Source organism: Mesorhizobium sp. BH1-1-5, from assembly GCF_020165615.1.
GTDB lineage: Bacteria > Pseudomonadota > Alphaproteobacteria > Rhizobiales > Rhizobiaceae > Mesorhizobium.
Window position 1 is genome coordinate 1 of the sequence record NZ_JAIUIM010000022.1, and the last position, 12,663, is coordinate 12,663.

A 12,663-nucleotide genomic window follows, 5' to 3' on the forward strand; every position below is an offset into this window, starting at 1 on the left:
TCGAATCGGATGGCCATCCGGTTCGAGGCTCAGTCGCTCTTCTCGCACAAAGTCTCCTCCGTGCAGATACAAGGGGTGTTCCAGCGAAGTGAGGCGTTGGTGTTCCCTGGAAAACCCCTCATCCGTCCGCTTCGCGGCCACCTTCTCCCACAAGGGGAGAAGGGAAAAGGACAAATTTCAATCAACTTTTAATCTTTTTTGCCCGCGCCTCTGGACAAGGCGAATCACGTTTGATTCTTTACTGACGATTCGGGCGTGCGGCGTATCCGGATCATCCAGTATACGGCAGATCGGGGAGTGCCATTTATGGCCAAGGCGGACGCGTGGGGCGCGCCCGGAGGGAAGGCTTTTGCGCGTCGCAAGGCAAGGAGCGATGGACTTGCCGGTAATACGCGCCTGATCGCCGAACCCACCTATCAGCGGCTCTTGGCCGCCGAGCCCTTCCTGCGCCGTTCGATCCCGGCTCTCATCATCATCTTCCTGATCGTCATCGCCGCGCTGCGCTTCCTGTCGCTGATGAACGAGCATGACGAGATCGAGCGCGACGCCAAGGCGGTGCTGGCGCTGGCCGCCGGCCAGATGGCGCAGGGTGTCACCGCCGACTCCAGCGCAGCCGGCGCCAATGCCATAAGCCTGCTGGAAAACACCAGCCGCCAGGGCGCCATGAGCCGTGCCCATGTGCTCGCCATCACCGACGCCAACTTCAAGGTCATCGCCGTTTCGCCCTTGTCGACAGGCTGGCAGGGCCGCACGCTGGACAGCCTCGTGCTGGGCGGCCAGCCGCTGTTCATGTTCGGCGACCGCGCCGGCGTGATGGATGTCTCGATCGCGGGACGGGACTGGTTCGCCGCCGTCAGCCTCAGCGGCGACCGCAGACATGCGGCGGCCGTGTTGGTGCCGCAGGAAGCGGTGTTCGACAACTGGCGCAAGTCGATGTCGCTCAACGTCACCCTGTTCGTGCTGACGGCGGGCGTGCTGATCGTCATCCTCTACGCCTATTTCGGCCAGGCGGCGCGCGCCCAGGCGGCGGACCGCATCTATCTCGAAGCGCATCAGCGCATCGACATGGCGCTGGTGCGCGGCCGCTGCGGGCTGTGGGACTGGGACATGGTGCGCGGCAAGATGTACTGGTCGCGCTCGATGTACGACATGCTGGGCTACGAGCCCTGCGATACGATGCTCTCCTTCGGCGAGGTCGACGAGATCATCCATCCCGACGACGGCGACCTGTTCGAACTCGCCAACCGCATCGTCGAGCGCGAGATCGACCATATCGACCAGGTTTTCCGGATGCGCCACGCCGACGGGCAATATGTGTGGATGCGGGCCCGCGCGCAGGTGATCGACCCGGAGGCGCCGGAGATCCAGCTGATCGGCATCGCCGTCGACGTCACTGAGCAGCGGCACCTGGCGCTGCGCTCGGAAGCGGCGGACATGCGGCTCAGGACCGCGATCGAGAACATCAACGAATCCTTCGTGCTGTGGGATGCCGCCGAACGGCTGATCATGTGCAATTCGAAATTCCAGAAGGACAACGGGCTGTCGGACCGCGACGTCATGCCGGGCGCGACCCGCGATATGCTGGAGGAGCGCATGCTCGCCTTCGCCTCGGAGCGCAGGTTGGCCAATGCCAATGGTCCGCATGGCGGCATCACGCTCGAGCGCCAGCTTGCCGACGGCCGCTGGCTGCAGGTCAACGAGCTCAGGACCCGCGACGGCGGCGTCGTTTCCGTGGGCTCCGACATCACCCAGATCAAGCTGCACCAGGAAAAGCTGGTCGACAGCGAGCGGCGGCTGATGGCGACGATCCACGACCTCAGCCTGGCCCGCCGCGCCGAGGAGGAACGCGCCAGCGAGTTGGTCGAACTCAATCGCAAATACATGAAGGAAACCGAGCGCGCCGAGGCGGCCAATCGGGCCAAATCGGAGTTCCTCGCCAACATGTCGCATGAATTGCGCACGCCGCTCAACGCCATCATCGGCTTCTCCGAGCTTATGCAGCAGGGCCTTTTCGGGCCGCTCGGCTCCGAGCGCTACGAGGAATACGCAACCGACATCAACGGCAGCGGCAAATACCTGCTCGGCGTCATCAACGACATCCTCGACATGTCGAAGATCGAGGCCGGCCAGTTCTCGCTCGATCGCGAGGAGATCGACCTCTGCCCGCTGATCAAGGAAACGGTGCGGGTTATCTCGCTGCAGGCGGCGGAAAAGTCGATCAATGTCGAGACGCGCATCGCCGATACGATGCGGCTCTACGCCGACCGCCGCGCCATCAAGCAGATCGCCATCAACCTGCTCTCCAACGCGGTGAAGTTCACCGGACAGGGCGGCAAGATCACGGTCAGGGCGCGCAACACGTCGGGCGCCCTGCTGCTCACCATCGAGGACAATGGCTGCGGCATTCCCAAGCAGGCGCTGAGCAAGCTCGGCCGGCCGTTCGAGCAGGTGCAGAACCAGTTCTCCAAGAACCATACCGGCTCGGGCCTCGGGCTCGCCATCTCGCGCTCGCTGGCCGAGCTGCAGGGCGGCGCGCTGAAGATCCGCTCGACCGAAGGGACCGGCACCATCGTGTCGGTGCGCATCCCGCTGAAGAAGGCGCCGCCGACGGTGAAGGCGGCTGCCTGAATTTCGCAGAAAAATCTGTAACGCTGGAGGGACTGCGCCCCCCTCTGTCCTGCCGGACATCTCCCCCACAAGGGGGGAGATCAAATGTCGCGCCGCCTTTCGCCAATCTCCAACGTCGCAGGAGTGAGCGAGGCGCCGAAGCTGCCAATCTCCCCACTTGTGGGGGAGATGTCCGGCAGGACAGAGGGGGCGCGAAGGAATGAGGCGTGGATTAACCTCGCGAAGTCGCCGCGTCCGCGCGAAGGATATGGTCGAAGTCTTTCCGAACTTTCCGCGACATCTCCTTGAGATGTGCTTCCAGCACGCCGAAATCCGGCAGGTCGGTGGCCGCCAGCAGCAGGTCCGAAAGCCCCGGCGGGACATCGTCGCGCTGGAACTCGCCGGTGAGGCAAAGCCTGATCATCTGTGTCAGCGCCAGATAGAGCCGATAGGCCTCGCCAAGCTCTTCACGGACAGCGCCGCCTGCGAAACCGGGGGCTAGCCGCGCCAGAATGTCGGCCGTCGCCGTCGCCCGGCGGCCGGGCTCGACATTGCCGGTTATGACCGCGCCCTGGGCGATGAATTCGAGATCGATGAGCCCGCCCGGGATCAGCTTGATGTCCCAGAGGTCGCGCGGCGGCTTCTCCTTCTCGATCAGCGCTCGCATGTCCGAGGCCTCGGCCTTCACCTTGGCGGCGTCGCGCGGCTGCGCCAGAACCGCCGCTACTTCCGTCTCGAGCTCGGCGCAGAGTTCGGCATCGCCGCCGATGGCGCGGGCCCGTGCCAGCGCCATGTGCTCCCAGGTCCAGGCATCCTGGCGCTGATATTTCTTGAACGCGTCGATATGGGTGGCGACCGGCCCCTTGTTGCCGGAGGGGCGCAGGCGCAGGTCCAATTCATAGAGCACGCCTTCGGCTGTCGGCGCCGAGACGGCCGCGATCAGGCGCTGCGTCATGCGGGTGTAGTAATGCGAGGGCGCCAGCGGCTTCTCGCCATCGGAGTCCTCGGCATCTGAATGATCGTAGAGCAGGATGAGATCGACATCCGAACCCGCGGTGAGTTCGCGGCTGCCGAGCTTGCCCATGCCGAGCAGCGCCACCCTGCCGCCGGCGATCCTGCCGTGCCGTAGCGCGAATTCGGCGATCACCGCTTGAAGCGCCGCTTCTATGGTGAGGTCGGCGAGATCGGAGAAGGCGCGGCCGGCGCGCGCCGGATCGATCGAGCCGGCAAGCAGGCGCACGCCGATCAGGAATTTCTGCTCGGAGGCGAAGATGCGCAGGCGGTCGAGCACATCCTCATAGGCGCGGTCGCCTTCGATGAAGGCGGCAAGGCGCGCCGAGAGATAGGCGCGGTCCGGCAATTCGGTGAGCAGTGCCGGGTCGAGCAGGCCGTCGAAGACATGCGGGCGGCGGGTGATGATGGCTGCCAGCCTCGGTGCGGCACCCATGATGGTCGCCATCAGCTTCAAGAGCGCCGGGTTCGACTGCAGCAGCGAGAAGAGCTGGATGCCTGCCGGCAGGCCGGCGAGGAACTCGTCGAAGCGCATCAGCGCCTCGTCGGCGCGCCGCGTCTGGCCGAAGGCTTTGAGCAGCGCCGGCGTCAGTTCGGTCAGCCGTTCGCGCGCCTCCGCCGACTGGGTGACGCGGTAGCGGCCGAAATGCCAGCCGCGGATGACGCGGCAGATATCGCTCGGCCGCTGGAAGCCCAGGCTATGCAGCGTCTGCAGCGTATCGGGATCGTCGACATCGCCGGTGAAGACCAGGTTGCCGACTCCGGCCGAAAGCTCGGGCGCCGTCTCGAACAACGCCGCATAGTGGCGCTCGACCTGCTGCAGTGAGGCTCTGAAGGCCAGCGTGAAGTCCGCTTCGCCGGCGAATCCCAGCATCAGCGCAATGCGTTTCAGCTCCTCGTCTTCCTCAGGCAGGATATGCGTCTGCTCGTCGGCCACCATCTGGATGGCGTGCTCGACACGGCGCAGGAACCAGTATTGGCAGGTGAGCGCATCGCGCGCATCGGCGGTGATCCAGCCGCGCGCGGCGAGCGCTGCGAGCATCGGCACGGTCTCGCGACCGCGCAACTCCGGGAAGCGGCCGCCGGCGATGAGCTGTTGGGTCTGGACGAAGAACTCGATCTCGCGGATGCCGCCGCGGCCGAGCTTGACGTTGTGGCCCTTCACGGCGATCTCGCCGTGGCCCTTGTGGGCATGGATCTGGCGCTTGATCGAATGGACGTCGGCGATCGCCGCATAGTCCATGTATTTGCGCCAGACATAGGGCTGCAATTCCTTGAGGAAGGCCGCGCCCGCGGCGAGATCGCCCGCCACCGGCCGCGCCTTGATCATGGCCGCCCGTTCCCAGTTCTGGCCGCGCGCCTCGTAATAGCGAAGCGCCGCCTCGACCGGGATCGCCAACGGGGTCGAGCCTGGGTCGGGGCGAAGCCTGAGATCGGTGCGGAAGACATAGCCGTGCTCGGTGCGGTCCTGCAGGATGCGCACGAGACGGCGGGTGAGCCTGGAGAACAGCTCGGTCGCGTCGAGCGGATCGATGACGGCCGGCGCCTCCGGCTCGAAGAAGACGACGAGATCGATGTCGGAGGAAAAATTCAATTCATGCGCGCCGAGCTTGCCCATGCCGAGCAGGATCCAGCCTGAATCGCTGGCCGGTTCCGCTGGGTTCGGCAGCTTGAGCTTGCCTTGCCGGTTCGCGTCGAGCAGCAGGAAATCGACCGCGGCGCATGTGCAGGCATCCGCAAGATCGCTGAGCCGGCGCACCGTCGCCGAGGTCTCCGCCTCGCCTGAAAGATCGGCCAGCGCGATCAGGAAATGCGCTTCGGTCTTCCATTGCCTGAGCGCCATCATCAGGCCCGATTCCGAGGCGTCGTCCGCCCTGGCCGCGCCGCCGATCGCCTCGCGAACGGCGTCGAGCCGCGCTTCGACCGTCCGGTCGAACAGTGTGTCGAGGATCGCCGGCCGCCGGCGCGCCACATCGCGCAGGAAGGGCGAGAGGTCGAAGACCGCCGCCAGCAGCGCCTGTAGCGGCCCCTCGCCCGTCAGGAACGCAGCGAGGCGGGAAAGCCCCGCCTCCTCGGCGGCATCGGCGATTTCCGACAGTTCGCGCCGGGCATGCTCCGCATCCAGGGGGCGGAGCGCCAGTGCCGGGCTAAGCCGGAATTCGGATTCGATTTTCTTCTTCGCCATTTATCCGCGCCATCAGAGCATGTCTCCCGAAAGTGGGCCCGGTTTCGGGACAAAGACATGCTTAAATCAAGAATTCAAAGCAGGTCGCGTGAACCCATTTTCTCGCGACCTGCTTTAATGCGTCTCCCGCAACGGGAAACTCATGACCACGGACAATCCGGGATTGGCGGGTAAAAGATCAAGCCTTCCGTTGTGGAAAGTCATGATTGCCTTGGCGAGACTGAGGCCGAGGCCCGAGCCCGGCTGCGAGCGGCTCTTTTCCAGGCGCACGAAGCGCTCGGTGGCGCGGGCACGATCGGCGTCATCGGGAATGCCGTGGCCATTGTCGGTAACGGCAAGCTTGATTTCGTTGCCAACGCGCTCCAGCGCCACACGTACCTTCGGCGTCTCGGCGGCGTCGGTCGAGTATTTGATGGCGTTGTCGACGATGTTGGACAGCGCCTGGCCGATCAGCTCGCGGTTGCCGTTGATCGTCAAGGCCTCGGGCGCGGTCGTTTCCAGCGCGACGCCCGCTTCCTCAGCCACCGGCTCGTAGAGTTCGACGACGTCGCTCACCGTGGCGGCGAGATCGACGGGACCGGTCTGTTCCGAGGAATAGCCGGCCTCCAGGCGCGAGATCATCAGGATGGCGTTGAACGTCTTGATGAGCTGGTCGGACTCCGCGATCGTGCCTTCCAGCGCCTGGCGGTAGTCCTCGGTCTTGTGCCTGCCGGCGAGCGTCGCCTCGGCGCGGTTGCGCAGCCTGGTCAGCGGCGTCTTCAGATCATGGGCGATGTTGTCGGAGACCTGCTTCAGCCCCTCGTTCAGCATCGCGATCCTGGCCAGCATCGTGTTGAGGTTTTCCGACAGGCGGTCGAATTCGTCACCGGCGCCGGTGACCGGCAGCCGTCCGCTGAGATCGCCGCCCATGATGCGGCGGCTGGCGTCCGAGACGCTGTCGATGCGCTTCAGCGCGGCGCGACCGACAAAGAACCAGATCAGGATGCCGCCAAGCCCCATCATGCCGAGCGCCAGGGTCAGCGCGCGGCTGATGACCGCGCGGAAGCGCTCGGGCTCGCCGAGGTCGCGGCCGACCAGCATGATCATCTGGTTGGGCAGTCTCAACACCAGCGCGATGGCGTTGTGGCCCTTTTCACCTGTGGACTGGGGATTATTGCCGTCGCCGGCCTGAGGCGTGGGCTGGTCCGTGGCTCCACTGCGCAGCCGATCGAGCTCGCCCTCGCCGAAGCGCCGGTAGGAAAACGGTTCCGTCGTCCAGCCCTCGGTCTCGATGACCCCCGGCTCCAGGCTCTGGACATTGCCAGTCAGGATCTGGCCGTTGGCGTCGGCGATCAGATAGAGATTGGCGCCGGGTTGGCGCGAGCGGGCCTCGACGACGCGCACCAGCACCGGCAGGCCGCCGCGCTGATAGGCGCGGGCTAGGCCCAGCACCTCGTCGTTGATGGTCTCCTGCGTCTGCGCGGTCAGCATGCGCGCCGACAGCGACGTCATGTAGAGGACGAGCAGCACCGCGCAGAGCGCGAAAAGCAGAAGATAGAGCGCCGAGAGCCGGGCCGCTGTCGTCTTCATGATGGCCGGCAGGGAGAGAGCCATCTGTGGGCTCTAGATCAGGATGACGATTGGTTGAATCGTCATCCTGATCTAACCCTTTGTTGTAGCATGATCTTCTCCGAAAACCGGTTCCCACTTTTCGGGAGCATGCGCTAGCCGCCCTTCAGCATGTAGCCGGCGCCGCGGATCGTGTGCAGGATCGGCTTGTCGAAGCCTTTTTCGATCTTGCCGCGCAGGCGCGAGACGTGAACGTCGATGACGTTGGTCTGCGGATCGAAGTGATAATCCCAGACATTTTCCAGGAGCATGGTGCGCGTCACCACCTGGCCGGCATGGCGCATCAGATATTCGAGCAGGCGAAACTCGCGCGGCTGCAGCGTGATCTCGCGGCCAGCGCGCTTGACCGAATGCGACAGCCGGTCGAGCTCGAGATCGCCGACACGGTAGACGGTCTCGGATTCGCGCGCGCTTGCGCGGCGATTGAGCACCTCGACGCGGGCGAGCAATTCGGAAAAGGCATAGGGCTTGGTGAGGTAATCGTCGCCGCCGGCGCGCAGGCCGGTGACGCGGTCGTCGACCTCGCCCAGCGCCGAGAGGATCAGCACCGGCGTGGTGTTGCCGCGCGAGCGAAGTGCTGCGATCACCGACAGGCCGTCACGGCGCGGCATCAGGCGGTCGACGACCATCACGTCATAGTCGCCGGCATCGGCGAGCGCGAAGCCGGTCTCGCCGTCGCCAGCGACATGAGCGGTGTGGCCCGCCTCGGCGAAAGCTTTCTGCAAGTAGTCCGCCGCTTCGCGATCGTCTTCCATGACGAGAATCTTCATGGAGCCGTTATACGCGATTTCACTGGAAGGTTGAGGGGCAGTCATGGCTCATAGCCCTTATGTCTAAAGCGGCAGCGGGTGATGGGAAACCCGCTGCCGCCAGGAGCGAAACACGGTGACTGACTTACGTGCTCGGCCCCATGTTTTCCCGGCGGCGGCTCGGGGGTGTTGATACCGCCGCAGGGAAAAGCTGAACGCCGAGATATCAGCCCTTGCCGACCGGCAGCGCGACGAAGCGGTTTGAGTCGTCGCGGGTGATCTGCATCAGCACCGCCTTGCGGCCAGCCTTGGCAGCATCCGTCATCGCCTTGGAGACGTCGTCGGTGGTGTTCACGTCGTTCGAATTGATCGAGGTGATGACGTCGCCGGGCTGGATGCCACGGTCGGCCGCGTCGCTGTCGGGATCGACGTCGGTGACCACCAGGCCCTTGCCGTTTTCCGCCTTGGTGACGGTCAGGCCGAGATCGGCCAGCGTGTCGGCCTTGGCTGCGGGCGCCGACTGCTTGTTGTTGTCATCGTTCGAGGCCTGCTTGTCGTTCGCGGGAAGCGTGCCGAGATCGACCTTGACCGTCTCGTCCTTGCCGTTGCGCCAGACGGTGACGTCGACCGATTTGCCCGGCGCGAATGCGCCGATCATGCGGGCGAGCTCCTTCGGCGAAGCGACATCCTTGCCGTCGACCTGGGTGATGACGTCACCGGCGGTGATGCCCGCCTTCTTGCCCGGACCGGCATCCTGGGCGCTCGAGACCAGCGCGCCCTTGTCCGACTTCAGGCCGAGCGACTCGGCGATGTCGGAGGTGACCGGCTGGATCTCGACGCCGAGCCAGCCGCGCTGGACGGAGCCGCTCTTCATCAGGTCCTGGACGACCTGCTTGGCGGTCGAGGCCGGGATATCGAAGGCAATGCCGACACTGCCGCCCGACGGCGAGAAGATGGCGGTGTTGATGCCGATCACCTGCCCGTTGAGGTTGAAGGTCGGCCCCCCCGAATTGCCGCGGTTGACCGAAGCATCGATCTGGATGAAGTCGTCATAGGGGCCGGCGCCGATGTCGCGGCCGCGAGCCGAGACGATGCCGGCGGTGACGGTGCCGCCAAGGCCGAAGGGATTGCCGACGGCAACCACCCAATCGCCGATGCGGACCTTGGAATCGTCGGCGAAGTCGACATAGGTGAACTTGTTGCCGCCGCCATCGACCTTGAGCACGGCAAGATCGGTGCGCGGATCGGTGCCGATCAGCTTGGCGTCGAGTTCCTTGCCGTCATTGGTGACGACGCTGAAGTCCGAGCCTTCCGAGACGACGTGGTTGTTGGTGACGAGATAACCGTCCTCGGAGATGAAGAAGCCCGAGCCTTGAGCGACCGGGCGCGGCTCGCCATTGCCATGGTCGCGGTGATTGAACCGGCGCTGGCCGAACTGGCCGCCCTGACCCTGATCGCCGAAGCCGCGGAATTCCTTGAAGAAACGGCGCAGCTGCGGATTGTCGGGCAGGTTGTCGAAGCCGTCCTGATCGTCGGATCCGTCGTCGGCCGTCGGCTGAATCTTGGCCTTGACCTTGACGCTGACGACCGCCGGCGAAACATGCTCGACGACATCGGCGAAGCTCGGCATCTGCGGGGCTTCGACGCGCACGGCATCGGCCAGCACGGGGGCGGTGCCGGTTGCGAGCGCGCCGGCGCCGACGGCACCGATAACGGCCAGGGACGCTGCAGCCGCCATCAGGCGCTTTCGGGTGGAGGCAAATGAATTGGGGGCGTTATTCATGGGGTTTCTTATCCTCTATCGAAGTGGATGCGCTCAGGCGAAGCATCCTCGGGCAAGAGGATTAGAGAGCCGCACATTACGGCGCCATTTCCGGTACATGAAAGTTTTGTAATGTTGGGATCGGCGCCGATCACCACAGGCATGCCGCGCTCGAAGGCTTGGCAGAAGCGCCCGACCCGAGGGCGGTTGCAGTCAATCGCCGAGCCGAGCGACGGCGCTAATCGCTTAGCATCTTGTCCAGCGCCGCCTTCTCCTCGGCGCTGAGAGTGCTGTCCGAAGCCGGTCGGCGCGAGCGGGCGTTGAGCACGATGAACAGGCCGCCGGCCAGAAGCAGAAGCACCGGCGTGCTCCACAGAAGCGCGTTGCGCAGGCTGAAGCGCGGCTTCAAGAGCACGAACTCGCCATAGCGCGAGACGATATAGTCCATCACCTGCTGGTCGGTGTCGCCGGCGACGAGGCGCTGGCGCACGAGAACGCGCAGGTCGCGGGCGAGATCGGCGTCGGATTCGTCGATCGACTGGTTCTGGCAGACCATGCAACGCAGGCCTTCCGACAGCACGCGCGCCCTCGCCTCGAGCGCCGGGTCCCGCAACACTTCGTCGGGCTTCACCGCCTGCGCGGCGCCGGTAAAAAGCAAGGCCAGCAGCAGGACCAGCGAGGTGAGCGAAAATCTTGCGCTCATGTCGAGTTCGCCAACGCTGCCGCCGGCTTGCGGCGCTTTGCCGGCGCGCCGACGCGAAGGCGGCGGTCGAGCAGCGACATCGCCGCGCCCGCCATCATCACCAGCCCGCCGCCCCAGATCAGCGTCACCAGCGGCTTCCACCACAGGCGCACGACGACGGAGCCGTCCTTGTTCTCGTCGCCGAGCGACAGATAGAGCTGGCTGAAGCCCAGCGTCCTGATGCCGGACTCGGTCGTCACCGTCTGGCGCACCGGATAGAAGCGTTTGGCCGAGGCGATCTCGCCGTCGGCGTTGCCGTCGGCGCCCATAAGCAGGAAGCGACCGCGATCCTCGGTGAAGTTCGGACCTTTCTGCGGGGACAACCCCTCGAAGCGTAGCGTGTGGCCGGAGAGCTCCACCGTTTCGCCAGGGTGCATGGAGAGGATTTTCTCGGTGCCGAAGCAAAGCGTGCCGACGATGCCCAGCAAGGTCAGCCCGAGGCCGAGATGGGCCAGTGCGGTACCGAAGACCGAGCGCGGCAGGCCAGCGAAGCGCCGAAGCGCGACGGCAGGCGCTACCGAACCGAAACCGGATTTGACGGCAAGGTCGGTCAGCGCGCCAGCGACCAGCCAGACGGCGAGGCCGACGCCGAGCGCTGCGAAGACCGAGGCGCCGTCGATGAACAGGCCGGTGACCAGCATAGCGGCGATCGCGAGCGCAAACGCCGCCATCAGCCGCTGCGAGGCGGCAATGACGTCGCCCCGCTTCCAAGCGAGCAAGGGCCCGAACGGGACGATCGCGAGCAGCGGCAGCATCAGCGGACCGAAAGTCAGGTCGAAGAAGGGCGCGCCGACGGAGATCTTGCCGCCGGTCAGCTCCTCCAGCGCCAGCGGGTAGAGCGTGCCAACCAGCACCGTCGCCGTGGCGGTGGTGAGGAAGAGGTTGTTCAGCACCAACGCGCCTTCACGCGAGATCGGGTGGAACAGGCCACCCGCGGTCAGCGTCGAGGCGCGCAGCGCAAAGAGCGTGAGCGAGCCGCCGATGAACAGCGTCAGGATGCAGAGGATGAAGACGCCGCGCGTCGGGTCGGTGGCGAAAGCGTGCACGGAGGTCAGCACGCCGGAGCGCACCAGGAAAGTACCGAGCAGCGACAGCGAGAAGGTCAGGATGGCCAAGAGCAGCGTCCAGATCTTCAGCGCCGAGCGCTTTTCCATGACGATGGCCGAATGCAGCAGCGCGGTGCCGGCGAGCCACGGCATGAAGGACGCGTTCTCGACCGGATCCCAGAACCAGAACCCGCCCCAGCCGAGCTCGTAATAAGCCCAGTAGGAACCCATGGCGATGCCGCCGGTGAGGAACATCCAGGCGACCAGCGTCCAGGGTCGCACCCAGCGTGCCCAGGAGGCGTCGATGCGCCCCTCGATGAGCGCCGCGACCGAAAAGGAGAAGCAGATCGAGAAGCCGACATAGCCGAGGTAAAGCATCGGCGGGTGGATGGCGAGGCCGAGGTCCTGCAGGATCGGATTGAGGTCGCGGCCCTCGATCGGCGCCGGATTGAGGCGGACAAACGGATTGGAGGTCGCCAGGATGAACAGGAAGAAAGCGGCGCCGATCATGCCCTGCACGGCCAGGACATTGGCCTTGAGCGTTGCCGGCAGATTGTTGCCGAAGACGGCGACCAGCGCGCCGAAGAAGGTCAGGATCAGCACCCACAGCAGCATCGAGCCTTCGTGGTTCCCCCAGGTGCCGGTGATCTTGTAGATCATCGGCTGCAGCGAATGGGAATTCTCCCACACGCTCGCCACCGAGAAGTCCGAGCCGGCATAGGCGCTCGCCAATGCGGCGAAGGACAGCGCGGTCAACGCGAAGCCGGTGACCGTCACCGGACCGCCGACCGCCATCAGCCGCTGGTTGCCGGTGCGGGCGCCGACCAGTGGCACCAGCATCTGCACCAGCGACAGCGCGAAAGCCAGCACGAGGGCAAAATGTCCGGTTTCAACCATTGGTCACCTTTGCCGCAGATTCTGATCGCAAAACCGCGTGGCACTTTTGCGGAACC

At 65.2% G+C, this 12,663-nt stretch carries 8 protein-coding genes; 2 read left to right on the plus strand and 6 right to left on the minus strand.

Annotation, left to right across the window (positions count from 1 at the left end):
• A partial coding sequence (locus LB572_RS25230; protein ID WP_224669645.1) for a hypothetical protein occupies positions 1–192 on the plus strand: 192 nt, incomplete at its 5' end.
• 114 nt (positions 193–306) lie between these two features.
• Positions 307–2,628, plus strand: coding sequence for a PAS domain-containing sensor histidine kinase (locus tag LB572_RS25235; RefSeq protein ID WP_224669646.1), 2,322 nt, complete (start codon positions 307–309; stop codon positions 2,626–2,628).
• Between the two features lie 211 nt (positions 2,629–2,839).
• Here the strand turns inward: LB572_RS25235 and LB572_RS25240 are convergent, their stop codons facing one another.
• From LB572_RS25240 to LB572_RS25265, 6 genes are all read right to left on the minus strand, one after another.
• Positions 2,840–5,803 carry a bifunctional [glutamine synthetase] adenylyltransferase/[glutamine synthetase]-adenylyl-L-tyrosine phosphorylase gene (locus LB572_RS25240; protein ID WP_224669647.1) on the minus strand — a complete coding sequence of 988 codons (2,964 nt, stop codon included), beginning with the start codon at positions 5,801–5,803 and terminating at the stop codon, positions 2,840–2,842.
• Between the two features lie 114 nt (positions 5,804–5,917).
• Positions 5,918–7,396: a sensor histidine kinase gene (locus tag LB572_RS25245; protein WP_224669648.1), complete on the minus strand. Its 1,479-nt coding sequence runs from the start codon at positions 7,394–7,396 to the stop codon at positions 5,918–5,920.
• A gap of 110 nt (positions 7,397–7,506) precedes the next feature.
• On the minus strand, positions 7,507–8,181 hold the full coding sequence (locus tag LB572_RS25250) for a response regulator transcription factor (protein ID WP_040991372.1): 675 nt from the start codon (positions 8,179–8,181) through the stop codon (positions 7,507–7,509).
• A gap of 205 nt (positions 8,182–8,386) precedes the next feature.
• Positions 8,387–9,943: a Do family serine endopeptidase gene (locus tag LB572_RS25255; protein ID WP_224669649.1), complete on the minus strand. Its 1,557-nt coding sequence runs from the start codon at positions 9,941–9,943 to the stop codon at positions 8,387–8,389.
• A gap of 217 nt (positions 9,944–10,160) precedes the next feature.
• Complete coding sequence (locus LB572_RS25260; protein WP_140807892.1) at positions 10,161–10,625, minus strand: cytochrome c-type biogenesis protein; 465 nt, start codon at positions 10,623–10,625, stop codon at positions 10,161–10,163.
• The gene (locus LB572_RS25265; RefSeq protein ID WP_224669650.1) at positions 10,622–12,607 is read right to left on the minus strand and encodes a heme lyase CcmF/NrfE family subunit; all 1,986 of its coding nucleotides are present in this window, start codon (positions 12,605–12,607) and stop codon (positions 10,622–10,624) included. The genes LB572_RS25260 and LB572_RS25265 overlap by 4 nt, the downstream gene beginning before the upstream one ends.
• Between the last annotated feature and the right edge of the window lie 56 nt (positions 12,608–12,663).